General features: G+C 72.2%; 24 protein-coding genes. 14 read left to right on the forward strand and 10 right to left on the reverse strand.

The features are described from left to right. The first annotated feature begins 264 nt into the window (after window positions 1–264). Window positions 265–1,644, forward strand: a complete 1,380-nt coding sequence (locus tag ACZ518_RS14185) for an aminotransferase class V-fold PLP-dependent enzyme (RefSeq protein WP_469113294.1) — start codon at window positions 265–267, stop codon at window positions 1,642–1,644. Window positions 1,645–1,734: 90 nt separating this feature from the next. Here the strand turns inward: ACZ518_RS14185 and ACZ518_RS14190 are convergent, their stop codons facing one another. Continuing rightward, window positions 1,735–2,712 (reverse strand): carbohydrate kinase family protein, encoded by a 978-nt coding sequence (locus tag ACZ518_RS14190; protein WP_469113295.1) that lies wholly within the window; start codon window positions 2,710–2,712, stop codon window positions 1,735–1,737. 131 nt (window positions 2,713–2,843) lie between these two features. Between ACZ518_RS14190 and ACZ518_RS14195 the strand changes: the two genes are divergently transcribed. Then, a complete protein-coding gene (locus ACZ518_RS14195) occupies window positions 2,844–3,059 on the forward strand; it encodes a hypothetical protein (RefSeq protein ID WP_469113296.1) in 216 nt (71 codons plus the stop codon). 145 nt (window positions 3,060–3,204) lie between these two features. Then, on the forward strand, window positions 3,205–4,635 hold the full coding sequence (locus tag ACZ518_RS14200) for a hypothetical protein (RefSeq protein WP_469113297.1): 1,431 nt from the start codon (window positions 3,205–3,207) through the stop codon (window positions 4,633–4,635). Between the two features lie 110 nt (window positions 4,636–4,745). On the opposite strand, the gene ACZ518_RS14205 is transcribed toward ACZ518_RS14200, so the two are convergent. Next, a complete protein-coding gene (locus ACZ518_RS14205) occupies window positions 4,746–5,102 on the reverse strand; it encodes a HesB/IscA family protein (RefSeq protein ID WP_030029080.1) in 357 nt (118 codons plus the stop codon). A gap of 342 nt (window positions 5,103–5,444) precedes the next feature. Between ACZ518_RS14205 and nadA the strand changes: the two genes are divergently transcribed. After that, on the forward strand, window positions 5,445–6,632 hold the full coding sequence (nadA, locus tag ACZ518_RS14210; protein WP_469113298.1) for a quinolinate synthase NadA: 1,188 nt from the start codon (window positions 5,445–5,447) through the stop codon (window positions 6,630–6,632). A gap of 67 nt (window positions 6,633–6,699) precedes the next feature. Here nadA and ACZ518_RS14215 read toward each other — a convergent pair whose 3' ends face one another. The 3 genes from ACZ518_RS14215 to cobS form a co-directional block, all read right to left on the reverse strand. Next, the gene (locus tag ACZ518_RS14215; protein ID WP_469113299.1) at window positions 6,700–9,828 is read right to left on the reverse strand and encodes an efflux RND transporter permease subunit; all 3,129 of its coding nucleotides are present in this window, start codon (window positions 9,826–9,828) and stop codon (window positions 6,700–6,702) included. A gap of 144 nt (window positions 9,829–9,972) precedes the next feature. Continuing rightward, on the reverse strand, window positions 9,973–10,686 hold the full coding sequence (locus ACZ518_RS14220; RefSeq protein WP_469113300.1) for a response regulator: 714 nt from the start codon (window positions 10,684–10,686) through the stop codon (window positions 9,973–9,975). Between the two features lie 97 nt (window positions 10,687–10,783). Continuing rightward, complete coding sequence (gene cobS, locus ACZ518_RS14225; protein WP_469113301.1) at window positions 10,784–11,605, reverse strand: adenosylcobinamide-GDP ribazoletransferase; 822 nt, start codon at window positions 11,603–11,605, stop codon at window positions 10,784–10,786. Between the two features lie 70 nt (window positions 11,606–11,675). Here cobS and ACZ518_RS14230 point away from each other — a divergent pair, with 70 nt between their 5' ends. Then, entirely contained in the window at window positions 11,676–12,440 is a 765-nt protein-coding gene (locus tag ACZ518_RS14230; protein ID WP_469113302.1) for a hypothetical protein, read from the forward strand. A gap of 41 nt (window positions 12,441–12,481) precedes the next feature. Here ACZ518_RS14230 and pspAA read toward each other — a convergent pair whose 3' ends face one another. Together pspAA and ACZ518_RS14240 are read right to left on the reverse strand one after the other, a co-directional pair. Beyond that, window positions 12,482–12,760 carry a PspA-associated protein PspAA gene (gene pspAA, locus ACZ518_RS14235; protein WP_469113303.1) on the reverse strand — a complete coding sequence of 93 codons (279 nt, stop codon included), beginning with the start codon at window positions 12,758–12,760 and terminating at the stop codon, window positions 12,482–12,484. A gap of 14 nt (window positions 12,761–12,774) precedes the next feature. Next, window positions 12,775–13,569: a PspA/IM30 family protein gene (locus tag ACZ518_RS14240; protein WP_362468707.1), complete on the reverse strand. Its 795-nt coding sequence runs from the start codon at window positions 13,567–13,569 to the stop codon at window positions 12,775–12,777. 278 nt (window positions 13,570–13,847) lie between these two features. Here ACZ518_RS14240 and ACZ518_RS14245 point away from each other — a divergent pair, with 278 nt between their 5' ends. Together ACZ518_RS14245 and ACZ518_RS14250 are read left to right on the forward strand one after the other, a co-directional pair. Next, window positions 13,848–14,456 carry a DUF3043 domain-containing protein gene (locus ACZ518_RS14245; RefSeq protein ID WP_469113304.1) on the forward strand — a complete coding sequence of 203 codons (609 nt, stop codon included), beginning with the start codon at window positions 13,848–13,850 and terminating at the stop codon, window positions 14,454–14,456. 113 nt (window positions 14,457–14,569) lie between these two features. After that, window positions 14,570–15,277: a class I SAM-dependent methyltransferase gene (locus tag ACZ518_RS14250; RefSeq protein ID WP_469113305.1), complete on the forward strand. Its 708-nt coding sequence runs from the start codon at window positions 14,570–14,572 to the stop codon at window positions 15,275–15,277. A gap of 119 nt (window positions 15,278–15,396) precedes the next feature. Here the strand turns inward: ACZ518_RS14250 and ACZ518_RS14255 are convergent, their stop codons facing one another. Continuing rightward, window positions 15,397–15,606, reverse strand: a complete 210-nt coding sequence (locus tag ACZ518_RS14255) for a hypothetical protein (protein ID WP_469113306.1) — start codon at window positions 15,604–15,606, stop codon at window positions 15,397–15,399. Between the two features lie 102 nt (window positions 15,607–15,708). Here ACZ518_RS14255 and ACZ518_RS14260 point away from each other — a divergent pair, with 102 nt between their 5' ends. The 5 genes from ACZ518_RS14260 to ACZ518_RS14280 all read left to right on the forward strand — a co-directional run bounded on the left by ACZ518_RS14260 (window position 15,709) and on the right by ACZ518_RS14280 (window position 21,986). After that, window positions 15,709–16,923, forward strand: a complete 1,215-nt coding sequence (locus ACZ518_RS14260) for a bifunctional adenosylcobinamide kinase/adenosylcobinamide-phosphate guanylyltransferase (RefSeq protein WP_469113307.1) — start codon at window positions 15,709–15,711, stop codon at window positions 16,921–16,923. Between the two features lie 64 nt (window positions 16,924–16,987). Continuing rightward, the gene (gene cobT, locus ACZ518_RS14265) at window positions 16,988–18,046 is read left to right on the forward strand and encodes a nicotinate-nucleotide--dimethylbenzimidazole phosphoribosyltransferase (protein ID WP_469113482.1); all 1,059 of its coding nucleotides are present in this window, start codon (window positions 16,988–16,990) and stop codon (window positions 18,044–18,046) included. Window positions 18,047–18,128: 82 nt separating this feature from the next. Beyond that, on the forward strand, window positions 18,129–20,012 hold the full coding sequence (locus ACZ518_RS14270) for a phosphatidylglycerol lysyltransferase domain-containing protein (protein ID WP_469113308.1): 1,884 nt from the start codon (window positions 18,129–18,131) through the stop codon (window positions 20,010–20,012). Further along, complete coding sequence (locus tag ACZ518_RS14275; RefSeq protein WP_469113309.1) at window positions 20,009–20,746, forward strand: hypothetical protein; 738 nt, start codon at window positions 20,009–20,011, stop codon at window positions 20,744–20,746. The genes ACZ518_RS14270 and ACZ518_RS14275 overlap by 4 nt, the downstream gene beginning before the upstream one ends. A gap of 64 nt (window positions 20,747–20,810) precedes the next feature. Continuing rightward, window positions 20,811–21,986, forward strand: a complete 1,176-nt coding sequence (locus tag ACZ518_RS14280) for a sensor histidine kinase (protein ID WP_469113483.1) — start codon at window positions 20,811–20,813, stop codon at window positions 21,984–21,986. Window positions 21,987–22,589: 603 nt separating this feature from the next. Here ACZ518_RS14280 and ACZ518_RS14285 read toward each other — a convergent pair. Both ACZ518_RS14285 and ACZ518_RS14290 read right to left on the reverse strand, forming a co-directional pair. Then, window positions 22,590–22,844 (reverse strand): hypothetical protein, encoded by a 255-nt coding sequence (locus tag ACZ518_RS14285; protein ID WP_469113310.1) that lies wholly within the window; start codon window positions 22,842–22,844, stop codon window positions 22,590–22,592. Next, entirely contained in the window at window positions 22,837–23,055 is a 219-nt protein-coding gene (locus tag ACZ518_RS14290) for a hypothetical protein (RefSeq protein ID WP_469113311.1), read from the reverse strand. Before ACZ518_RS14290 ends, ACZ518_RS14285 begins: the two co-directional genes overlap by 8 nt. 308 nt (window positions 23,056–23,363) lie before the next feature. Between ACZ518_RS14290 and ACZ518_RS14295 the strand changes: the two genes are divergently transcribed. Together ACZ518_RS14295 and ACZ518_RS14300 are read left to right on the forward strand one after the other, a co-directional pair. Next, window positions 23,364–23,972 carry an XRE family transcriptional regulator gene (locus ACZ518_RS14295; RefSeq protein WP_469113312.1) on the forward strand — a complete coding sequence of 203 codons (609 nt, stop codon included), beginning with the start codon at window positions 23,364–23,366 and terminating at the stop codon, window positions 23,970–23,972. A gap of 264 nt (window positions 23,973–24,236) precedes the next feature. Beyond that, on the forward strand, window positions 24,237–24,896 hold the full coding sequence (locus tag ACZ518_RS14300; RefSeq protein ID WP_469113313.1) for a DUF4937 domain-containing protein: 660 nt from the start codon (window positions 24,237–24,239) through the stop codon (window positions 24,894–24,896). The last annotated feature ends 247 nt before the right edge of the window (window positions 24,897–25,143 follow it).

Genomic DNA, 25,143 nt, shown 5'->3' on the forward strand with positions numbered 1-25,143 from the left:
GCCGTGTTCGGGTCGGTCGCCGGCCCTGACGCAGGCAGGGGTTTGGATGTTTATGCGGACCAAACCCTACTGGACGCTATTTGGGGTCGCGCGGGGAGGGTGCCCAACGCGCCGCGACTGCCCCCGAAGGGATGGATCCGCCGTACGGGGGACGGGCCGTACGGCCCTGAACGGCGGGCTCCGGACGGCATTTGACGGTCCCTGAACCGGATGCGCGCGGGGCGGGGTCCCACCCCGCCCGCGGCCACCCTCTACCGTGGCCGGATGCCGTACTTCGACACCGCGTCCGCCGCTCCCCTCCACCCCGTGGCCCGGCAGGCACTCCAGGCCGCCCTGGACGAGGGCTGGGCGGACCCCGCCCGGCTGTACCGGGAGGGGCGGCGGGCCAGGCTGCTGCTGGACGCGGCGCGCGAGGCGGCGGCCGAGGCGGTGGGATGCCGCGCCGACGAGCTCGTATTCACTCCTTCGGGGACGCACGCGGTTCACACGGGCATGGCGGGCGTGCTCGCGGGCCGCCGGCGCACCGGCGGCCATCTGGTCGTATCGGCGGTGGAGCACAGCTCCGTACTCCATGCGGCGGACGTGCACGCGGCGGCCGGCGGCACGGTGACGGAGGTTCCGGTGGACCGGCTCGGCGCGGTCTCCGCCGCCGGGTACGAAGCCGCGCTCGGCTCCACCACGGCTCTGGCGTGTCTCCAGTCGGCCAACCACGAGGTGGGCACGGTCCAGCCGGTGGCCGAGGTCGCCGAGGTCTGCGGTGCCGCCGGGGTGCCGTTGCTCGTGGACGCCGCCCAGTCGCTGGGCTGGGGCCGGGTGGAGGGCGCGTGGTCCGTCCTGGCGGCCAGCGCCCACAAGTGGGGCGGCCCGCCCGGGGTGGGCCTGCTCGCCGTCCGCAAGGGGGTCCGTTTCTCCCCCCAAGGCCCCGCCGACGAACGGGAGTCGGGCCGCTCCCCCGGCTTCGCCAACCTGCCCGCCATCGTCGCGGCGGCGGCCTCGCTGCGCGCGGTGCGGGCCGAGGCGGACGCGGAGGCGGCCCGGCTGCGGATCCTGGTGGACCGGCTGCGGAGGCGGGTGGTCCGGCTGGTGCCCGACGTCGAGGTGGTCGGGGACGCCGACCGGCGCCTGCCGCACCTGGTCACGTTCTCCTGCCTCTACGTCGACGGCGAGACCCTGCTGCACGAGCTGGACCGGGCGGGGTACTCCGTCTCCTCCGGCTCCTCCTGCACCAGCTCCACGCTGACCCCCAGTCACGTGCTGCGGGCGATGGGAGTGCTGTCGGAGGGGAACGTACGCGTCTCCCTGCCGCCGGGCACCTCCGCCGACGAGGTCAACGGCTTCCTGGAGGTACTGCCGGGCGCGGTCGCGGGCGTACGGGAGAAGCTCGGCGTCTCGGAGCCCTCCCCGGTGGCCCCGGTGGCCGACGCGGTGGAGGTCGACGCGCTGGGCCTGCGCTGCCCGCAGCCGGTGATCGAGCTGGCCCGGGCCATCGCCACGGTGCCGGTCGGCGGCACGGTCACGGTCGTCTCCGACGACGAGGTGGCCCGCCTGGACATCCCGGCGTGGTGCGCGATGCGCGGCCACACCTACCTGGGCGAAACCCCTCGCGGGGCGGGCGTGGCGTACCAGGTCCGCCGCGAGGTCTGAGCGGGTGCCTTGCCTTCTTGACGCGCCGCTCGCACGGTTCGGCCGCGGCCGAGCCGTGCGAGCGGCGCGCCGCACATGGGGTGCGGCGCGTCAGGCCGGCAGGTGCGCGCGGACCTCGGCGGCGGCCTCTTCGCCGTAGGCCTTCGTGAAGCGCTCCATGAAGTGGGCGCGGGCCAGGGTGTACTCCTGGGTGCCCAGGGTCTCGATGACCAGGGTGGCCAGCATGCAGCCGATCTGCGCGGCCCGCTCCAGGCCGACGCCCCAGCCGAGGCCCGTCAGGAAGCCGGCGCGGAACGCGTCGCCGACGCCGGTCGGGTCGACCTTCGCCGTCTCCTCCGGGCAGCCGACGACGATCGGCTCGTGGCCGACGCGCTCGATGCGCACGCCCTGCGCGCCGAGGGTGGTCACGCGGGTGCCGACCTTGGCGAGGATCTCCTCGTCGGTCCAGCCGGACTTCGACTCGATGAGGCCCTTCTCGTACTCGTTCGAGAAGAGGTACGTCGCGCCCTCCATCAGGGTGCGGATGTTCTCGCCGTCCATCCGGGCGATCTGCTGCGAGAAGTCCGCCGCGAAGGGGATCCCGCGGGTGCGGCACTCCTCCGTGTGGCGGAGCATCGCCTCGGGGTCGTCGGCGCCGATGAGGACGAGGTCGAGGCCGCCCACGCGGTCGGCGACGGCCTTGAGCTCGATCTGCCGGGCCTCGCTCATCGCGCCCGTGTAGAAGGAGCCGATCTGGTTGTGGTCGGCGTCCGTGGTGCAGACGAAGCGGGCGGTGTGCAGCACCTCGGAGATCCGGACGGACTCGGTGTCGACCCCGTGCCGGTCCAGCCACGCGCGGTACTCGTCGAAGTCCGAGCCGGCCGCGCCGACGAGGATCGGGCGGCTGCCGAGCTGGCCCATGCCGAAGCAGATGTTCGGTCCGACGCCGCCCCGCCGCACGTCGAGGTTGTCGACGAGGAAGGAGAGGGAGACCGTGTGGAGCTGGTCGGCGACGAACTGGTCGGCGAAGCGGCCCGGGAAGGTCATGAGGTGGTCGGTGGCGATGGAGCCGGTGACTGCGATGCGCACGGCGTGGATGCTCCTGCGGATGACGGCGGGTGACAATCAAAACTACCGGGTCCGCGGCCATACTCCGACCCGGCGAAACTACCCCGTAGTAGGACTTCCTTCGCCCAGGATGGCGCCCATACGGTGCCTCCATGACCTATACCGATGGCTTCGGGTACGCGGACCACGCCTCCGACGCGCGGCCCGGCTTCGCACGGCTGCTCGGCGACTGTGCCCGGATGGCCCCGCACTGGGCCGTGGAACGGGAGCCGCGGCCGGGGCGGGTGGCGCCCTCGCAGATCCACGGGGTGCGCGTCCCGTCGGCCTCCGCCCGGCTGATCGCCGGCACCGCCGCGTACGGCGACTAGCCAGGGGGCGTCGTGTGGATCAGGCCGGTCGCGAACCCCGGCCTGATCCACACGACACCCCCCTGGGGGAACCCGGGGAACCGGTTTCGCGGCCGGCGCGTCACACCCGCATCACGTACGGCGGGACACGCTAAGGAGCGATGCGGTGACCAGCGAACAACCCGACACATCACGCGGCACACGGCGGCGGCCCGCCTGGGCCGTCGGCTCGATCGCGGCCGCCGTCCTGCTGGCCGGCGGCGGTACGGCGTACTGGGCGTCCACGGCGTACGGCGACGGCTCGGGCGGCGGCGTCCGTACGAGCGACAGCGCGGCCGTCGCGCCGCGCTCGGCCGGGTCCCCGACGGGCCCCGGCATCGCCCCCGGGGAGCCGGACCCCTCCGGCGGGCCGGTGACGTACCGGGCGGACGTGAAGCTGCCCGACGGACCGGGCACCGCGCCCGCCTTCGCCGTGTCCGGGGAGGTGGCCTCCGACGAGGTGGCCCGGCTCGCGAAGGCGCTGGGCGTCTCCGGCGCACCCCGGCTGGTCGGCGACGCCTGGCAGGCCGGCGAGGCCGCCGACGGGTCCGGGCCCCGGCTCACGGTGACCCGCAAGGCCCCCGGCACCTGGACCTTCTCCCGCTACCAGGCCGGCGGCGGCGTCGGGGACGACTGCGTGCGCGGCAAGGACACCTGCGGCCCGGCCACCCTCCCCCAGGAGGGCGCGGGCGCGGCGAAGCCCGTTTCCGAGCAGGCCGCGAAGGCCGCCGCGGCCCCGGTGCTCGCGGCCGCCGGGCAGGCCGACGCGAAGGTGGACGCCCACCTCACCCAGGGTTCCGTCCGGGTGGTGAGCGCCGACCCGGTGGTGGGCGGGCTCCCGACCCAGGGCTGGTCCAGCAGGATCAGCGTCGGGGCCGACGGCGCGGTGGTGGCGGGCAGCGGGGAGCTGAAGGCCCCGGTCCGCGCGGGCGAGCAGGCCGTGGTCGGGGCCGCCGAGGCCCTGGAACGGCTCAACGCGGCGGCCAAGGGCGGCGGCGACGGCACAGGCCCCGGGCCGAGCGGCTGCGCGACCACGGTGCCGCTGACCCCGGACACCCCGACGGGCGCGACGGACACCCTGCCCTGCAACCCGGAGCCGCGGCCGATGAAGCCGCCGCGGACCGAGAGCGTGCGGGGGGCCGTACTGGGGCTGGCCGCGGGGACGGTCGACGGCGGGCGGGGCCTCGTACCGGCCTGGCTGTTCGAGGTGGCGGGCTCGCAGAGCAAGCCGGGCCGCACGGTGGTCCAGCCGGCCGCGGCGGAGGACGCGGGCACCGCGGTGCCGCCGAAGCCGCACACCGTGCCCGGGTTCTCGTACGCCCAGGCCGACCGGACGCTGACGGTGAACTTCTGGGGCGGGGTGTGCAGCACCTACACCCTGGAGGCGCGGGAGGAGGCGGCTTCGGTCCTGGTGAAGATCACGGACACCCCGAACAAGCCCGGCCAGGCCTGCATCATGATCGCGCAGGAGATGGCGCTGACGGCGACGCTCCAGCAGCCGCTCGGCGACCGCAAGGTGGTCGACGCCACGTCGGGCAAGCCGATCCCCCGCCAGTAGGACCGTCGGCGGAATGCGTGAAGGGCCCGGGCCCGGTCCTCTCCTTGGGTTCCAGGAGTCGACCGGGCCCGGGCCCTTCGACGTGAAGCGGTGCGGCTGGGCCGTGAGGCTTAGCTGAACGAGTCGCCGCAGGCGCAGGAGCCGGTGGCGTTCGGGTTGTCGATCGTGAAGCCCTGCTTCTCGATGGTGTCGACGAAGTCGATGGAGGCGCCGCCCAGGTACGGGGCGCTCATGCGGTCGGTGACGACCTTGACGCCGTCGAAGTCCTTGACGACGTCGCCGTCGAGGGAGCGCTCGTCGAAGAAGAGCTGGTAGCGCAGGCCGGAGCAGCCGCCGGGCTGGACGGCGACGCGCAGCGCGAGGTCATCGCGGCCTTCCTGCTCCAGCAGGGTACGGACCTTCTCGGCGGCGGCGTCGGACAGGAGGATGCCGTCGCTCACAGTGGTCTTGTCGTCCTGTACGGACATCTGCATTCACTCCCGAAGTGGGCGGCTCCCCGCCGGTGGCTGGGGAAACGTCGGACTCTTGCCGTCGATGGCAACCAGCGGGACCGCGGTTTCATTCCGGGTCCGGCGCCTCGTTTTCTCAATTCATGCTCGCACACCCCGGCGGTCCGGTGGACCCCGCGACGAGGACCGGTGGAGTGGCGTACCCCGCACGCACCCCGCACGGGGGCGAATGCGTCACATCGACACTATCGGCATCGTCAAAGTGACGTGAAGCAGCTATGATAGATAGCGTCAAATAGACGAGAAGTGTCGATCAAAGCCCCCCGCAGTCCCAGATTTCCTTGTCGCAGAACAGAAAGGGTGCGTGTCGTGACCACCGCCCAGCCTTTGGACGTCCAGCCGACGCCCCTTGCCCTGCTGCTGCTCGGCCGTGAGGCCGACCCCAAGAGCGAGCGCGGGGTGGAGTGCCCCGGCGACCTTCCCTCGCCGTCCGACCCGGACCTGGTGGCGCGCGCCCGCGCCGCCAAGGAGAAGCTCGGCGACAAGGTCTTCATCCTCGGCCACCACTACCAGCGTGACGAGGTCATCGAGTTCGCCGACGTCACCGGAGACTCCTTCAAGCTGGCCAAGGACGCGGCCGCCAAGCCGGAGGCCGAGTACATCGTCTTCTGCGGCGTGCACTTCATGGCCGAGTCCGCGGACATCCTGACCTCGGACGACCAGAAGGTCGTCCTGCCCGACCTCGCGGCCGGCTGTTCGATGGCCGACATGGCCACCGCCGAGCAGGTCGCGGAGTGCTGGGACGTGCTGACCGAGGCCGGGATCGCCGGTACGACGGTCCCCGTCTCGTACATGAACTCCTCCGCCGACATCAAGGCCTTCACCGGCAAGCACGGCGGCACGATCTGCACCTCGTCCAACGCGAAGAAGGCACTGGAGTGGGCCTTCGAGCAGGGCGAGAAGGTGCTCTTCCTCCCCGACCAGCACCTGGGCCGCAACACCGCCGTCCGCGACATGGGCATGTCCCTGGACGACTGCGTCCTCTACAACCCGCACAAGCCGAACGGCGGCCTGACCGCCGAGCAGCTGCGGGACGCCAAGATGATCCTGTGGCGCGGCCACTGCTCGGTCCACGGCCGGTTCTCGGTGGACTCGGTGAACGACGTGCGCGAGCGCATCCCGGGCGTGAACGTGCTGGTGCACCCGGAGTGCAAGCACGAGGTCGTGGCGGCCGCGGACTACGTCGGGTCGACGGAGTACATCATCAAGAAGCTGGAGGCGGCCCCGGCCGGCTCCAAGTGGGCCATCGGCACCGAGCTGAACCTGGTCCGCCGCCTGGCGAACCGATTCGCCCCGGAGGGCAAGGAGGTCGTCTTCCTCGACAAGACGGTCTGCTTCTGCTCGACGATGAACCGCATCGACCTCCCGCACCTGGTGTGGACCCTGGAGTCCCTGGCCGAGGGCAACCTCGTCAACCGGATCGAGGTCGACAAGGAGACGGAGAGCTTCGCGAAGCTCGCGCTGGAGCGGATGCTGGCGCTGCCGTAGCGCCAGCGGATCGCGTGGGGGCCCCGGCCGGCGTCAGTGACGCCGGCCGGGGCCCCTTGTGCTGTGGTCAGACCTTGACCGGGGTGTCGTCCGATGCCGTCGGCGCGGACGGGACCACCGTGAGGCGGGCCCGCTTCTTCGCGCGGCGGCGTTCCTTGCGGAGCTCGATCATCGTGTACAGCGTCGGCACCAGGAGCAGGGTCAGCAGGGTGGAGCTGACCAGGCCGCCGATCACGACCACCGCGAGCGGCTGCGAGATGAACCCGCCCTCGCCGGTGACGCCCAGCGCCATCGGGAGCAGCGCGAAGATCGTCGCAAGGGCCGTCATCAGGATCGGGCGCAGGCGGTGGCGGCCGCCCTCGACGACCGCTTCCACGACGCCCAGGCCCTGTGCCCGGTACTGGTTGACCAGGTCGATCAGGACGATCGCGTTGGTGACGACGATGCCGATGAGCATCAGCATGCCGATCATCGCCGGGACGCCCATCGGGGTGCCGGTGGCGATGAGCAGGCCCAGCGCGCCGGTGGCCGCGAAGGGGATGGAGACCAGCAGGATCAGCGGCTGGACCAGCGAGCGGAACGTCGCGACCAGCAGCATGAACACGATCGCGATGGCGGCGAACATGGCCAGGCCCAGCGAGGCGAAGGCCTCGTCCTGGTCCTCGGAGACTCCGCCGATGGCGGCGGTGGCGCCCTCGGGCAGGTCCAGGGCCTTGAGCTTGGTCTGGAGCGCGGCGCTGACCGCGCCCGTGTTGTCGCCGACCGGCTTGGCGGTGATGGTGGCGGCGCGGGCGCCGTCGATCCGGGTCATCGCGACGGGGCCGGGGACCTCCTTCACCTCGGCGATGTCGCCGAGCCTGGCGGGGCCGACCGGCAGGGCCTGGAGCTCGGCCAGGGTGGCGGCCGGCTGCGCGGAGCGGATGACGACGTCCCGCTCGGTGTTGTCGAGTACGGCCTTGCCCACCGGGTTGCCGCGGACCGCCTGGGCGACGATCGCGCCCAGCGCGGCCTGGTTCAGGCCCGCCTCGGCGGTCTTGGGGGTGGCGGTGACCGAGATGCGGGGAACGGACTGGGCCAGGTCGCTCTGTACGTCGGTGACGTCCTTGAGGGTGGCCACCTCGGCGCGGACCTGTTCGGCGGCCTTGGCGAGGACGGCGCCGTCGCCGGCCTTGACGACCACGCTCAGGTTCTGGCTGCCGAAGCCGCCGCCCGCCGAGATGGAGGTGTCGCCGATGCCCTGGAGCTTGCCGAGGGCGTCCTGGATGCGCTTCTTGACGGCGTCGGACTGACCGGCGTCGTCCAGGGTGACCTGGAAGGAGGCCTGGTTGGTGCCCGTTCCGCCGCCGAAGGCCGCGAGGAAGCCGGAGGAGCCCACGGTGACCTGGTGGTCCTTGACGCCCTCGATGGACTCCAGGGCCTTCTCCACCTTGCGGCCGGCCTCGTCGGAGGCGGCCAGCGAGGTGCCGGCGGGCAGTTCCTGCTTGACCGTCAGGACGTCCTGGTCGCCCTGGTCGAAGAAGTTCGTCTTCAGTAGCGGGGTCATCCCGAAGGTGCCGACGAGGACGACGACCGCGATCGCGACACTGGTCAGCCGGCGGCGGGTGGCGAAGCCGAGGACCCGTACGTAGAAGCGCTGGAGGCGGCTGTTGGCCTCCTTCTCCTCCGCCTCGCGGCGGGCCTTCGCGCGGCTCTCGGCGTCCTGCGGGGAGACGCCCTTGGGGGCGCGCAGGAACCAGTACGACAGCACCGGCACGACCGTCAGGGACACCAGCAGCGAGGCCAGCAGGGCGGCGGTGACGGTGAGCGAGAAGGAGCCGAAGAGCTCGCCGATCATGCCGCCGACGAGGCCGATCGGCAGGAAGACGGCGACGGTGGTCAGCGTGGACGAGGTGACCGCGCCGGCCACCTCCTTGACGGCGGTGGTGATCGCGGCCTCGCGCTCCTCGCCGTAGCCGAGGTGGCGCTTGATGTTCTCCAGGACCACGATCGAGTCGTCGACGACCCGGCCGATGGCGATGGTGAGGGCGCCCAGCGTCAGCATGTTGAGGGACAGGTCGCGGGTCCACAGCACGATCAGCGCGAGGACCACGGACAGCGGGATGGAGACCGCGGTGACCAGCGTCGAGCGGAGCGAGGCCAGGAAGACCAGGATCACGATGACGGCGAAGACGAGGCCGAGCAGGCCCTCGGTGGTCAGGCCCGAGATGGAGCGGGCGACGGCCGGGCCCTGGTCGCTGACGACGGTCAGCTCGGCGCCGGAGCCGAGCGTGGAGCGCAGCTCGGGGAGCTTGTCCTTGACGGCGTCGGAGATGGCGACGGCGCTGCCGTCCTTGTCCATGGTGAGGACGAGGGCGAGGCTGGGCTTGCCGTTGGTGCGGGTGATGGAGTCGGCCTTGGCCGGCTCCTGCTTGACGGCGGCCACGTCACCGAGGCGGACGGCCGGCTTGCCGGGGCCCGCGGTCAGCCGGAGGTCCTCCAGCTGGGCGAGCGAGGTGTATCCGGAGCCCACGCGGACGGTGCGGTTCTTGCCCTGCTCGTCGAAGGAGCCGGCGGGGACGGTCGTACCGCCCGCCTTGAGGCCCTCGGCGAGCGCGGCGCCGTCGAGGCCGGCGGCGGCGAGCTTGGCGTTGTCGGGGGTGATGGTGACCTGGAGGTCGCGCACGCCGTCCACGCTGACCTGGCCGACGCCGTCGATGTCCTCGAGGACGGGGACGACGGAACGGTTCAGCTGGTCGGCGAGCGCCTGCTGGTCCTTGTCGGAGGTGACGGCGAGGACGACGGTCGGGATGTCGTCGGTGGAGCCGGCCACGACCTGCGGGTCCACCTCGGCGGGCAGCCGGACGCGGGCCCGGTTGACGGCCTGCTGGACGTCGGCGACGAGCTGCTTGGTGCCGCTGTCGCCGTAGTCGAAGGTGGCGCGGATGAGGGCGTTGCCCTCGCTGGCGGTCGAGGTGATGCCGGTGATGCCGTCGACGCCCTTGAGGGTGTTCTCGATCGGCTCGATGACCTGCTTCTCGACCACGTCGGGTGAGGCGCCCTGGTACGGCGCGAGCACGGAGACCATCGGGAGTTCGATGGAGGGCAGCAGCTGCTGCTTGAGCTGCGGGATGGCTATGGCGCCGAACAGGAGCGCCACGATCGACACGAGGCCGACCAGCGCTCTCTGGGCGAGGCTGAAGCGGGACAGCCAGGACATGGGTGGGGATCTCTCTGCTGGTCGTTCGCGAGGGCCCCTCCAGCCTTCCGCACCCGGCGAGCCCGTTGCGTCGCTCCCAGGTGCCGTCCTTATGTGCGGCATACCGCGGCCGCAGTACTCCGTTCTACTGCGGTCCGCCGCAGGTCAGTCGGCGCGGGGCCGGACCAGTCCCGATTCGTACGCGATGACCACCAATTGCGCCCGGTCGCGGGCCCCGAGCTTGGCCATGGCCCGGTTGACGTGGGTCTTCACGGTCAGCGGGCTGACCTCCAGCCGGGCGGCGATGCCGTCGTTGGACAGTCCGCCGGCGACCTGTACGAGGACCTCGCGCTCGCGCCCGGTCAGCGCGGCGAGCCGTTCGGCGTGGGCGGAGCCGGCGGCGGGGGCGTCGGCGCGGCCGCCCTGGGCGAGGAAGCTGGCGATGAGCCCTTTGGTGGCGGCCGGGGAGAGCAGCGCCTCGCCGGCGGCGGCGACGCGGATGGCGTTGAGGAGTTCCTCGGGCTCGGCGCCCTTGCCGAGGAAGCCGGAGGCGCCGGCGCGCAGGGCGGCGGCCACGTACTCGTCGACCTCGAAGGTGGTCAGCATGACGACGCGGACGTCCGAGAGCTCCGGGTCGGCGCTGATCATGCGGGTGGCGGCGAGTCCGTCGGTGCCGGGCATCCGGATGTCCATGAGGACGACGTCGGCGCGCCGTTCGCGGGCGAGGGCGTACGCCTGGGCTCCGTCCGAGGCCTCGCCGACGACCTCCATGTCGGGCTCGGAGTCGACGAGCACCTTGAACGCGCTGCGCAGCAGCGCCTGGTCGTCGGCGAGCAGGACTCGGATGCGGGCGGGGCCGGCGTCGGCGGGATCGGTCATACCGTCAGGGTAGGCGGCGCCCCGGCGCCCCGGTCGGCGAGGTGGCGGCTCCCGAACGGCCCGTGCGGGCAGGGTCCGTGGGCGGGCGCGGCCGGGTTCAGCCGAGGGCGAGGACCAGCAGGACGGCGGTCGCGGCGACCTCGCAGACGGCACCGAAGACGTCCCCGGTGACCCCGCCGAAGCGGCTGACGCAGCGGCGGAGCAGGAGTTCGGCGGTGAGCAGGGCCGTGAGGACGGCGGCCGCGTGCTGCGCGGCGGCGAACGGGCCCGCCGGGAGGGCGGCGAGGGCGGCCGCGGCGACGACGGCGGCGGCCACGCAGGCGGCCGCCGCGCGCGGGACCACGCCGGCCACCGCCGCGCCGAGCCCCTCGGGCCGGGCGGCGGGGACCCCCTCGCGGGAGGCCAGGGTCATCGCGAGGCGGGCGGCGACGGCGGCGAGTACGGCGGCCAGGGCGCCCCGGATCCAGCTGTCGGCGTACGCGTTGGCCAGGGCGGCCACCTGGACCAGGAAGACGACGAGGAGGGAGATGACCCCGAAGGGGCCGATGTCGGACTGCTTCATGATCCGCAGGGCGTCCTCGGCGGGCTTCGCACTGCCCAGCCCGTCGGCCGTGTCGGCCAGGCCGTCCAGGTGGAGTCCGCGGGTCAGCGCCGCCGGTACGGCGACGGTGACGGCCGCGGCCAGCAGCGGACCGCCGCCGAGGAGCAGCAGGAGCGTCCCGGGGACGGCGGCGAGCAGGCCGACGGCGAGGCCGGCGAGCGGGGCGCAGGCCATGCCGGTGCGGGCGGCGGGCCGGTCCCAGCGGGTGATGCGCGCGGGCAGGACGGTCAGCGTGCCGAAGGCGAACCGGATCCCGTCGGGCAGGGAGGCGCGTTCCCCGGGCGGCCGGGGCAGCGGATCATCGGTGGAGTCTGTCATCGGCGCGAACGCTACCCGCTTACGGTGGGCGGTAAATTGCTCAATACGTGCCATATCGGGAGCTGGTGTCGTGGGTCACTGGTGGGAACGCAACATCGTCGAGCCGGGCAAGCTCCCCCTGCTCCTCGCCCTGCTGTCCTTCGTGCTGTCGTTCCTGGTCACACGGGTGATCACGAGGCTGATCCGGGCCGGCCGGGGGCCCTTCAGGAACATCACCCCGGGCGGGCTGCACGTCCACCACGTGGTGCCGGGCGTGGTCCTCGTGATCATCGGCGGGTTCGGCGCGGTCGGCAGCGGCGGCCACAGTTTCGGCGCGGGCCTGTCGGCGGTCCTCTTCGGCCTGGGGGCGGGCCTGGTACTGGACGAGTTCGCGCTGATCCTGCACCTGGACGACGTCTACTGGAGCGAACAGGGCCGCAAGAGCGTGGAGATCGTGGTCCTGACGGCCGCGGTGGTGGCGCTGGTGCTGGGCGGCTTCCTGCCCTTCGGGGTCAACGAGCTGTCGCCGGAGGAACGGCACAGCCGCGGGCTCGTCGTCATGAACACCGCCACCAACTTCTTCCTCGCCCTGATCGCCCTGTGGAAGGGGAAGCCGCGCACCGCGATATTCGGGCTGGTGGTCCCCTTCGTGGCGCTGATCGGCGCGGTGCGCCTCGCCCGGCCCGGGTCCCCGTACGCCAAGCGCTTCTACGCCAACCGCCCGCGCGCGCGGGCGAAGGCGGGGCTGCGGGCCTTCCACCACGACCGGCGCTGGGCACGGCCGAGGCGCAAGTTCGAGAACTTCATCAGCGGGCTCTCCGACCCGGAGAAGCACCCCGCCGAGCGGCGCGAGTGAAGGACCCGCCCCCGTGCGTACGCGTGTACGGGGGCGGGGGGTCAGCCCGGGATGAGGCCGTCGTCGCTGAGCATCTCCCGCACCTCGTCGAGCGTGGCCTCGGGCGCGGGCAGGATCAGCTCGGACGGCTCCAGCGCATCGTCCGGCAGCGGACTGCCGAGGCGCCGGACCGCGTCGAGCAGCGCGCCCAGCGTGCGCCGGAAGCCCTCCACGTCGCCGGACTCCATCTCTTCGAGGAGTTCGTCGTCCAGCTTGTTGAGCTCGGCGAAGTGGCTGTCGGCCAGCTCGACCTGGCCCTCCCCCATGATGCGGACAATCATGACGGGCCCCTGTCCTACTGCTTGTCGAACCGGTGCTGGGTCTGGTGCGGCTGCGCGGTGCCCGGGGCACCGCCCTCGATGGCCTGCTGCTGGGCGGACGGGCCGCCCGCCAGCTCGGCCTTCATCCGCTGGAGCTCCAGCTCGACGTCGGTGCCGCCGGAGAGGCGGTCCAGCTCGGCCTGGATGTCGTCCTTGGAGCCGAGACCGCTCTGGTCGTCCAGGGCGCCGGAGGCGAGCAGCTCGTCGATCGCGCCGGCGCGCGCCTGGAGCTGGGCGGTCTTGTCCTCGGCCCGCTGGATGGCGAGGCCGACGTCGCTCATCTCCTCCGAGATGCCGGAGAAGGACTCCGCGATGCGGGTCTGCGCCTGGGCGGCCGTGTAGGTGGCCTTGATGGTCTCCTTCTTCGTACGGAAGGCGTCCACCTTGGCCTGGAGGCGCTGCGCGGCCAGCGTCAGCTTCTCCTCCTCGCCCTGGAGGGTCTGGTGCTGCACCTCCAGGTCGCTGACCTGCTGCTGGAGGGAGGAACGGCGGGACAGGGCCTCGCGGGCCAGGTCCTCGCGCCCCAGGGCGAGGGCCTTGCGGCCCTGGTCCTCGAGCTTGGCGGACTGGCTCTGGAGCTGGTTCAGCTGCAGTTCCAGGCGCTTGCGGGAGGTCGCCACGTCGGCGACGCCGCGGCGTACCTTCTGGAGCAGCTCCAGCTGCTTCTGGTACGAGTAGTCGAGGGTCTCGCGCGGGTCCTCGGCCCGGTCCAGGGCCTTGTTCGCCTTCGCGCGGAAGATCATCCCCATACGCTTCATGACACCGCTCATGGGCTTCGCGCGCCCCCTTCTAGACGGACTGTGCTCCAGGTCACCGACAGGACCCACAGTACGGGCCCTGTCTCCATTACCGCACTGTTCGAGTACGGATGCGCTCCTCCTCCAGGACGAGTACCCCGGTGCCGTATCAGGCGTAAGGAGTAGGTGATCCCTGAGACTCCGGGAGCCCCGGAATCCCCGGCACCGAAAGAGGCCCGCACCCGGTAGACGCCCGCCGTTGCCGGATCGTTCCCCGCCGGGGTGGGGCCCGTGGCCCCGACCACGTACGCTTGGGTTTTGTGTTTGGTAGCCGCTCCTCCAAGGAAGAGAAGGCCTCCGCCACCGACAAGGTGAGCGCCGGCCCTTCGCAGCCCCGTGACCCGCAGGCCCCGAAGGGCCGCCCGACGCCGAAGCGTGCTGTGGCCCAGTCGCAGCGCAAGGCCGTGGTGGCCTCGACCGGCAACCGCAAGGAGGACGCCAAGCGAGCCCGCGAACGTCGCCGCGAAGAGATGGCCAGGCAGCGCGAGGCGCTGGCCAACGGCGACGAGCGCTATCTGCCCGCCCGCGACAAGGGGCCGGTCCGCCGGTTCGTCCGCGACTTCGTGGACTCCCGCTTCTCGGTCGCCGAGATGTTCCTGCCGCTGGCCGTGATCATCCTCGTGCTGAGCATGATCCGGGTGCCCTCGATCCAGAACATCGCGCTGATGCTGTGGCTCGGCGTGATCGTCCTGATCATCCTCGACTCCATCGGCCTGTGGTTCCGGCTGCGGAAGGCGCTGGGCGAGCGCTTCCCGGACGAGCCGCGCCGCGGCGCCGTCGCCTACGGCCTCATGCGCACCCTCCAGATGCGTCGCCTGCGCCTGCCCAAGCCGCAGGTCAAGCGCGGAGAGCGGCCCTGACCGCAGCGACGCCCGGAGCATCAGGGGCATCGTCGGGGGAGGGCTTCTCGGGGGGAGCCCGGCTGTGGCTGGAGGGACTGGGAGGACTGCGCAACGCCGTCCGCCAGGAACTCGTGGGCCGGCAGGTCGAGGAACAGATCACGCACCGCTTCCCGGTCGGGCAGCGGCTGCGGGTCCTCGACGTCGGCATGGGCCAGGGCACCCAGGCGCTGCGCCTGGCCCGGGCGGGACACCGTGTCACCGGCCTGGAGCAGGACGCCGCCATGCTGGCCGTCGCGCACGCGGCGCTGGCCGCCGAGCCGGCCGGGATCCGCGACCGGGTCGACCTGGTGGAGGGCGACGGCCGGGAGACCGGCGCGCACTTCGAACCGGGCAGCTTCGACGTGGTGCTGTGCCACGGAGTACTGATGTACGTGTCGGAACCCGACGCGATGCTCGCCGGACTGGCCCGCATGCTCGCCCCCGGCGGGCTGCTGTCCCTGCTGGTGCGCAACGGCGACGCGCTCGCGCTGCGGCCCGGACTGTCGGGTGACTGGTCGGGGGCGCTGGCCGCCTTCGACACCGTCGACTACACGAACCGGCTCGGCCTGGACGTACGGGCCGACCGGCTGGCCGACCTGACGGCGACGCTGTCGGGCATCGGCGCGCCGCTGCACTCCTGGTACGGGGTCCGCGTCTTCACCGACGGCACCGAGGCCGCGGCGGAGCTGCCGCCGGACGAGGAGCTGGAGCGGCTGCTGGCCGCCGAGGAGCGGGCCGGGCGGACCGATCCCTACCGGGGGGTGGCGGCGCTGCTGCACCTGTGCGGGGTGCGCGGGTAGCGGCCCGGAACGTAGCGGAACCCCGGGGGGACTCCCCCGGGGTTCCGGCGTTTCCCGAGCCCTGGCCCTGGCCGGGCGGGACGGTGTGCCGCTGCGCGGGGCCGTCCAGGGGTCAGGGGTCAGGCCTCCGTGGCCGCCCTCAGGCTCATCGGGTAGATCTGGGTGCCGTCCTCGAACAGGGTCACCTGCTCCGCCCCGCCGTCCAGGAGCTCCTTCCAGACCTCGCCGATCCAGGACTCCGCGTCCCCCTGCGTGGTGAACTCCTCCGGCTCCACCGCCGGGGTCACCTCGCTGCCGTCGGCCGCCTCGAACCGCCACGTCCACGCCATGTCCGCCTCCGTTGTTCGTCGCGATCTCACGCTTCTCGCCTTGAGTGTGCCCGCAGAGTAGCCGGGCGCGCACCACTACCGGCGACGCGGGAGGATCTCTGTGTGGAACTCACTCTGCTCGGCACCGGTACCCCTGAAGGACTGCCCCGCCCCGGCTGTCCCTGCGCCGCCTGCGCGGTCTCCGTGGGCGGCCGGTCGCGCGGTGCGACCTCCGTCCTCGTGGACGGGGCGCTGCTGCTCGACCTGACTCCCGGGGCGGTGCTGGCCGGGGCCCGTGCGGGGCATTCGCTGGCCGGCGTACGGCAGGTGCTGCTGACGCACCCGCACGACGGGCCGGCCGTCGAGCTGCCCCCCGGGCTGCCCGCCGCCGGGCGGGTGCCGGACGGGCGGGAGCTGTCGGTGATCAGCGGGCACCGGGTGCGGGCCGTGCCGATGGACGCTCCCGGCACCGGGTACGAGGTCACCGGCCCCGACGGCGCCCGGCTGCTGTACCTCCCGCCGGGCGGCGCCCCCGCCGGGACCGGCAACGGGGACGCGCAGCGGCCGTACGACGCGGTCCTCGCCGACGTGCTCGGCCGGCCGGAGGCGCTGGCCCGGCTGCGGGCGAGCGGTGCCGTCGGCCCGGTCACCGACGTGATCGCCGTGCACCTGGACCACGACACCCCGCCCGGCCCGGAACTGGAGCGCCGGTGCGCCGCCGCCGGAGCGCGGGCCGTGCCGGACGGCACCACCGTGGTGGCCGGCGAGTACCGCGCGGTACCGGACGTGCCGCGCCGCACCCTGGTGCTGGGCGGAGCCCGTTCCGGGAAGTCCTTCGAGGCCGAGCGGCGCCTGGCCGCCTTCCCCGAGGTGGTCTACGTGGCCACCGGCGGCACCCGCGACGGCGACGCCGACTGGGCCCACCGGGTCGGCCTGCACCGGGAGCGGCGCCCGGCCACCTGGCGGACGGTGGAGACCTGCGAACTGGTGCCGCTGCTGGAACAGGACGGCCCGCCGCTGCTGATCGACTGCCTCGCGCTGTGGCTCACCGACGCCATGGACCGGGCCGGTGCGTGGGACGACGCGGTGTGGGCCGCCGAGGGCCGCAAGCGGCTGCGGGCGCGGGCCGACGAGCTGGTGGCGGCGGTCCGCGCGAGCCGCCGCCCGGTGGTGCTGGTGAGCAACGAGGTGGGGGCCGGAGTGGTCCCGGCGACCGCGTCAGGGCGGCGGTTCCGCGACGAGCTCGGCCGCCTCAACAACGCGGTCGCGGGCGAGTGCGAGCACGTACTCCTGGTGGTCGCGGGGCAGGCTCTCGTCCTCAAGGGACAACCGAGGTGAAGCAGAGCCGGTACACCCCCCGGGGGAGGGCCCGGGCGGCTGTAATCTCTGGCAGATGACCACGCTGAATCTCGACGACTTCTCCGATCTGATCGAACGCCCCGACGGGGGCGTCCGGCGTGACGCCGAGGAGCGTCGTGAGCGGCTGGCCGTGCCGCCCGGCGCCCTGGGCCGGCTCGACGAGCTCGCCGAATGGCTGGCCGCCGCGCAGGGCCGGGTACCGGTCCGGCCGATCCAGCAGCCGCGCGTCGTGCTGTTCGCGGCCGACCACGGCATCGCCGCCCAGGGCGTCTCCGCCCGGCCCGCGGGCAGCGCCCACGAGCTGGTGCGCGCGGTGCTGGACGGGACCAGCCCGGTCTCCGTGCTGGCCGGCCGGTTCGGCGCGGGCGTGCGCGTCGTGGACGCGGGCCTGGACTGCGACCCGGAGCTGCTGCCCGAGGACGTGGTACGGCACCGCGTACGGCGCGGCAGCGGCCGGATCGACGTCGAGGACGCGCTGACGGCCGAGGAGGCCGAGGACGCGCTGCGGCTCGGGATCCAGATCGCCGACGAGGAGGCCGACTCCGGTACGGACCTCGTCGTCCTCGGCGACCTGAGCGTGGGCGGCACCACGGTGGCGGCCACGCTGGTGGCGGCGCTCTGCGGGACGGACGCGTCCGTGGTCACCGGCCGCGGCGGACTGCCGATCGACGACCTGGCCTGGATGCGCAAGTGCGCCGCCATCCGCGACTCGCTGCGCCGGGCCCGCCCGGTCCTCGGCGACCAGGTGGCGCTGCTGGCGGCGGTCGGCGGCGCGGACGTCGCCGCGATCACCGGGTTCCTGCTCCAGTCCGCGGTGCGCCGTACGCCGGTCATCCTCGACGGGGTCGTCTCGGCGGCCTGCGGGCTGGTGGCCCAGCGGGCCGCCTTCCGCGCCCCCGACTGGTGGCTGGCCGGGCAGTCCAGCGGGGAGCCGGGCCAGGCGAAGGCACTGGACCGGATGGCACTCAACCCGGTGCTCGACCACGGCGTCACAGTAGGAGAAGGAACCGGCGCCCTGCTGGCGCTCCCCCTGGTCCAGGCGGCCGCCGCACTCGCGGCGGAACTCCCGGAGAGGGCTGCTGCGGAACAGCCGACGGACTGAGACACCGGGCACTACGGGCCTGACCAGTCCGCAGTGCTCGCACTGCGCTGCGGACCGGTGACGCCCCATATCATCGCTTTTCATGGGAGAGGTCCGCTTGACCAGCGTAGAAACCGACCGGAGCCTCGATCAGGCTTCCGGCAAGGGTTCCAACAACAAGAAGGAGCAGGGAGGGGAAGCTGCAGCGAAGCCGGAGAGCCGCAGGGGCACTCCCAGGTCACGGCGCGGTGCCGCCTTCGCGGTCTGGTACCTGCGGATCGTCACCTTCGTGAACTTCCTCAGCGCGGTGTGGCTCTCGCTCGGGCAGGACCTGCGCCGGCACAACACCGCCGACTTCTACACCCCCTACCTGCTGACGGCCGGGTTCGCCTCCGGGCTGTTCTCGCTGCTGCTCGCGGTCACGATGGGCCGCCGCAAACGGGCCGCCTGGATCCTGAACCTGGTGGTCAGCGGCATGCTGCTGCTGGCCTTCGCGGTCGCCGCCTTCGCGCCCTGCACGAGCGGCGAACTGAGCATGTGCTACCCGGAGTTCCGCCAGCACGCCCAGAACTGGGTCTCGCTCGCCCTGACCGCGGCCTTCGTCGTCGCCCTGCTGCTGGGCCGCCACGAGTTCTACGCCAAGGGCGACCGCTCCAACCCGAAGCTCGCCACCGCGGTGGCCGCCGTCGGCCTGCTGCTCACCTCGCTCGTCGCCGCCCTGCTCGTGGGCGCCACCAACATCGACGCCGACCGCGCCGACGCCACGTTCCTGGCGCGCTGGCGGTACGGCGTGATGCGGCTGATCACGCTGGCGCCCGACGACAAGGCCTACCGCGCGATCACCACGCCCGCCTGGGTCGACGTGGCCATCAACATGATGTCGATGCTGCTGCTCCTCGCCGTGCTGTTCGCGGCGTTCCGCTCCCGGCGCGCCGTCGACCCGATCACCCCCGAGGACGAGGAGCGGCTGCGGGCGCTCCTCGCCAAGCAGGGCGACCGCGACTCGCTCGGCTACTTCGCACTGCGCCGCGAGAAGTCCGTGATCTGGTCCCCGACCGGCAAGGCCGCCGTCACCTACCGCGTCGTCGGCGGGGTCTCGCTGGCCTCCGGCGACCCCATCGGCGACCCCGAGGCCTGGCCCGGCGCGATCGAGCCGTGGCTGGCCGAGGCACGCGAGCACGGCTGGGTGCCGGCCGTGATGGGCGCCAGCGAGGAAGCCGGGCAGATCTACGCCCGGCACGGCCTGGACGCCCTGGAGCTGGGCGACGAGGCCATCGTGGAGACCGACGAGTTCACGCTGGAGGGCCGCGCCATGCGCACCGTCCGGCAGGCGTACAACCGCGTCAAGCGGGCCGGCTACACCGTCCGCATCCGCCGCCACGCCGACATCCCCGCCGACGAGATGGCGGTGCTGCTGGAGCGCGCCGACGACTGGCGCGACGGCGCGACCGAGCGCGGGTTCTCCATGGCACTGGGCCGCCTGGGCGACCCGGACGACGGCCAGTGCGTGATGCTGGAGTGCACCGACGGCAACGGCGACCTGCGCGCCGTGCTGTCCTTCGTGCCGTGGGGCCCCAAGGGCCTGTCCCTGGACCTGATGCGCCGTGACCGGAACTCCGAGAACGGCCTGATGGAGTTCATGGTCATCGAGCTGCTGGAGCGCTCGAAGGAGATCGGCGTCACACAGGTCTCGCTCAACTTCGCGATGTTCCGTTCCGTCTTCGAGCGGGGGTCCAAGCTCGGCGCGGGTCCGGTGCTGCGCATGTGGCGCTCGCTGCTGAGCTTCTTCTCCCGCTGGTGGCAAATCGAGTCCCTCTACCGGGCCAACGCCAAATACCGCCCGATCTGGGAACCGCGGTTCATGCTCTTCGAGAAGAGTTCGGACCTGCTGCGGATCGGTATCGCGGCAGGGCGGGCCGAGGGCTTCCTGGAGGCGCCCGGCCTGCCCAAGTGGCTGCACCGCAAGCACCTGGAGACGATTCGTTGACGTCGTGGAAGACGGAGGTCCGGCAGTTCGCCCGCCGTGAGTGGGGCCCTCTGCTGCTGACCGTGCGGGACGCGCTCGTCCGCGACAAGTGGCGGGCCGTCCCCATGACCCTCGGGGCGGTCGCCCTGACCTCCGTCTTCCAGATCGTCCAGAACACCTCCTGGGGCTTCCAGCCCGTACAGGACCTGGGGTCCGTGAAAGCCGCCGACCCGCTGTGGCTGGCGCTGCTGCGGACCCCGCTGTCCCTCTTCGTCCCCGCCCTCGACCTGCCCGTGTGGGGGGCGCTCGCGCAGATCCTGCTGGTCTTCGGCATCGCCGAGATCTGCATCGGCTGGTGGCGCACCCTGCTCATCGGCTACGTCGCCACCATCGCCGGGACCACGTACGCCCGCATCGGGCTCTCGCTCGGACCCGACCACCCCTTCGGACTGCCGGTGACCGACCGGATCGTCAACGACACCGGACCGTCGGCGGCGGTCGTGGGCCTCGCGATCTACGTGTGCTGGCGCTACCGGGCGTACCTCACCGGGGCCCTGGTGATCCTCGTGATAATCGGCGAGGTGCTGGTCAAGAACAACCTGGCCGGCAAGGAGCACCTGGCGGCCATCGCCGCCGTCATGGCGATGTGCGTGCTCCGCGCCAAGTGGGGGCCGGCCCGCTCACGGACCCCCCTCGGCCCCCGGCCACCCGCTCCCCCCTCGTCGCCCGCACCCCCGGGATCCGCGCGGCTCTAGCGGGAACCCTTACCGTGTCCGGGTGACGACAGACCTCGGGCCCTTCGCCGCCACCCGGCAGTGGATGCGGGCGCATCCACTCGCCACCGACGCCGTGCTCGCGTTCGGGGCGCTGGTCTCCATGGTCGTCGGGTCCTTCGCCGACCCGCACGGGCCGCACGGGCCGACCTTCGGCACGCGCACCCCCGAGCCCCTCTCCCTGCTGCTGATGCTGCTCAGCGCCGCCGCCCTCGTACTGCGGCGGCGCCGGCCGCGTACGGTCCTCGCCGTCACCTGCGGGCTGTCGCTGCTGGAGCTGACCACCGGGGACCCGAGGGCGCCCGTCGCCATGAGCGCGGTGATCGCCCTGTACACGGTGGCCGCGCAGACCGACCGGCCCACCACCTGGCGGATCGGGCTCCTGACGATGGCAGGGCTCACCGGGGTGGCGATGCCGGCCGGCCCGATGCCCTGGTACGCGCAGGAGAACATCGGCATCTTCGCCTGGACCGGGATGGCCGCCGCCGCCGGCGACGCGGTGCGCAGCCGACGGGCCTTCGTCGACGCCATACGGGAACGGGCCGAACGGGCCGAACGGACCCGCGAGGAGGAGGCCCGGCGGCGGGTCGCCGAGGAGCGGCTGCGGATCGCCCGGGACCTGCACGACGTGGTGGCCCACCACATCGCCCTGGTCAACGTCCAGGCGGGAGTGGCCGCGCACGTCATGGACAAGCGGCCCGACCAGGCGAAGGAGGCCCTCGCCCACGTACGGGACGCCAGCCGCAGCGCGCTGAACGAGCTGCGCGCCACCGTCGGCCTGCTGCGCCAGTCCGGCGACCCGGAGGCCCCGACGGAACCCGCGCCGGGGCTGGCCCTGCTGGACGAACTCCTGGACACCTTCCGGCACGCGGGCCTGCCCGTGGCGGCGACCGTCCAGCTGGGCCCCGGCACCGAGCTGCTGCCGGCGGCCGTGGACCTGGCGGCGTACCGGGTGATCCAGGAGGCGCTGACCAACGTGCGCAAGCACGCGGGCCCGGGCGCGCAGGCCGAGGTCAGCGTGGTCCGGGTCGGGGCCTCGGTGGAGGTGACCGTACTGGACGACGGCGGCGACTCGGCGGACTCGGCCCCGGCCCACATCGACCCGGGCGGCGGCCACGGCCTGCTCGGCATGCGCGAACGCACGGGCGCCCTGGGCGGCTCCTGCTTCGCGGGCCCCCGCTACGGGGGCGGATTCCGGGTACACGCGATCCTGCCGGCGTGAGGGGGGCGGGGGCGGGGGCGGGGGCGGGGCGGGGGCGTACGGGGCTTGCGGTGCGGGCCCGCTATCTCCCCCTCGACCCCCCGGGGCGGGGCGGTGGTTGCCCACCCGCCTCCCCGGGTGCGGGCCGGTGGGGTGGGGAGCGGTGTCCTGGCGGGGCGGTCTCGCAGCTGGTTTGGGGGTTTCCCGTCAGTCCCATCGTCCTTCCGTGTCGGGCCGGTCCCTCAAGGGCGCTCCCTGCGGTCGCGTCGCTACGCGATCGCCTTCGGCGACCCTTGACCGACCGACCCGCCCCGGAAAGCCGAAAGACTGACGGGAAGCCCCCAAAAGAACGGTCACGGGGCAGGAGAGGAGGAGCGGCCTCGTCAGCGATGAGGCGACGGGGTCGGGCCTTGGCCGGCCGGGCATCCGGGCCCGTGATGCCGGATTCCGGGCCCGTGGCGCGACATGCGCACGAGAGGTTGATCAGAGCAACCTGCGGAGCATCCAGGCGCACCCGATCGCTACGCGCTCCTGTCGTCTCAGCGTCCGACGACCGCCCGGGGCTGATACCCGCACCAGAGGGCGACCAGAGCAGCGCGGGAAGCGCGTGGGCGCGCCAGATCGCTACGCGCTTCTCCCGTCTCGGCGGCCCACGACCGTCCGGGGCTGGTCTGGGGCGGGTACGACGTTGGTGGCGGCGGTGGTGAATTCGCGGCCGGATGCGCCCCGGATGTAGGCGAGCTCCATCCAGCGCTCGATGCCGGTGTCCGAGACGTTCTCGTTGATCACGGCCATGAGGACGCCTTCGGTGCCGGAGGCGATGTCGCGGACCCGGCGGCGGAGCAAGCGGTGGGGGACGTACTCGCACTGCTCACTCATCGGGTCCTCCTCGAAGGCACATGCCGTCGTGGCCCCCACCACCGAGAATCGGCAACCGCCGTTCGTAGCCCTCACCGAATACGCGGCGGGCCCGGTCGTGCTCGTCCGAGCACACGACGGCCAAGGTGGCCACCAGCTGTTCCAGTGAGGTGAACCGGTCAGGGAAAGTCAGCACGACCCCGCCCCTGACCGCGCGTTCATACCCGTCCATCAGACCCTCCTGCACTCGGTCATCGACGAACTCAGCCTGCTCCCCACGTATGGACGTATCTGCCTTTATCCAAGGACGGTTGGGCCGTTCCGCGCTATGTTCCGGAGAACGCCCAAATGTCCAGTGGAGGGCTCTTGAACACGGCCTTGAGTTCAGCTATGGCCGACGCCGGCGTGAGGCCGCATCAGCTGGCTGATCGGGTGGGAGTATCCGGGAAGACCGTCAGTCGCTGGTTAGCGGATCCCGGGCTGGTGCCGCATGCTCGAAACCGTGCGGATGCGGCTCGGGTGTTGGGAGTTGAAGAGCGCATGATCTGGCCCGAAGCAGTGACCACCCGCGTGAAGGTCGGACAGGACAAGGAGCTGGTCCACTCCTACCCCTACCGCTCCGCGTGCTCATCCACGACGTGGGCGAAGCTGGTCGCTGAAACGACCGCCGAGATGCTGCTGTCCGGGTACACGAACTATTTCTTCTGGACCATGATCCCCGACTTCGCCGGGATCATCCGGCAGAAGGTCGAGAGCGGATGTCGGATCCGCTTCCTCGTGGGAGACCCGAACGGCGAAACCACTCGACAGCGCGAGGCGATCGAGGACGCGGCCCTGACCGTCTCCACTCGCATCCGCATGACCCTCGAACAGCTGGACCGACTCGGTCCCCTGGACGGCTTGGAAGTCCGCGTCAGCGCCCCGGAAGACGCCACCAACCACGTCGGCCTCAGCGTGTTCCGCTTCGACTCCGACGCCCTCGTCACGCCCCATCTCGCTCGTGTCATCGGACACGACTCACCCATGTTCCACCTGCGCCGACAGAGCAAGGAGGGCATGTTCGACCGCTTCGCCGACCACGCCGAGGAACTATGGGAACGAGGCACACCGTACGTGTTCGACCAGCCCAGGACACCCGCCGGACGCTGACAACGGAGAAGCGCGTACGGAACTGCTGCGTCTGGGACGCCCGTGGATCGCCGAGAACCTGGCCAAGAACGTCCGCCAGTAGGTGAGTGCCCCGAGTGCGTGTCGGCGGCTCGGCTCCTGCTGGGAGGCCTCCGGGTACGCCTCAGGTCTTACTTCGCTGGTCCCAGGTTTGCTGCGTCCGCTGGCCGATACGTCGGTCGGGGTCTGCGATCGATGATTCCTTACGTCGGTTCGTCGTGTTCGCGCCCGGGAGGGAAGCTGCCCATGTGGGGCAAATGGATCAGTTGCAAGGTGCCGGTGACCGCGCGGGGAGAGTTCTCTGCGGCCCAGCGCGTCTGGTCGACGATCAGTGATCAACCAGGTTTGGTCGGGCAGGTCGGTGGCTGGGACCCGGCCACCGGCTGTGCTCATCTGCTGGGACTGTGGACCGACGCGGAGGCGTACCTGGGCTTCATGCAGGAGCGGCACGACTCGGTGTTCGCCGGCAACCGGCAGAGCGCCAGCTGCTCCGCGATCGAGGTCGCCACCGGCGAGGTCGTCTTGGAGATGCCGGGGGAGACAGCCCTGCCCCGTGCTCTTGAACGCGCCACTCTCCTACGGGTCGCCGACTGCCGACTACTGCCCGGACGCCAAGAGCATTTCCTCGACGTCCAGCGCACGGTGTGGGCTCCAGGCATGGCAGCGGCCGGCGGCATGCTCACGGGTGTCGTCACCCGGCTGGAGGCGGACCGCTACCTGGTCACCACGCTATGGTCCAGCTCCACTGCCCACCAGCGCTATACCACCCAACACCTTCAGGCCCTGCGCTCCCGCGCGGCACTCGAGAGCGACATCCAGTCGATGACCGGCCACACGTTGCCACTTGAGAGAGCCTGGCACGTCCTGCCACCCTCGACCGACTCGGTGCCTGGAAAGCGTCCCTGAAATCCCTGCCCGAACAGTCGATCACCAGCGAGCCCCGACGGCGCATCCGGGATCCATCTGACGCGCCTGTCGGCTTCCCCTGCTGCTCTGTTCATCCTCTGGTGCAGGTATCAGCCCAAGACGGGCTACTGACGCCGAGAAATGAGGAGCGCGTAGCGATCTGGCGCGCCTGGGTGGTCCGCAGGTCGCTCTGATCAACCTCTCGTGCGCGTAGGCGGGCCCCGGCCCGGAATCTCGGCTCTTGAGG

Source organism: Streptomyces sp. NPDC033966 (genome assembly GCF_055575955.1).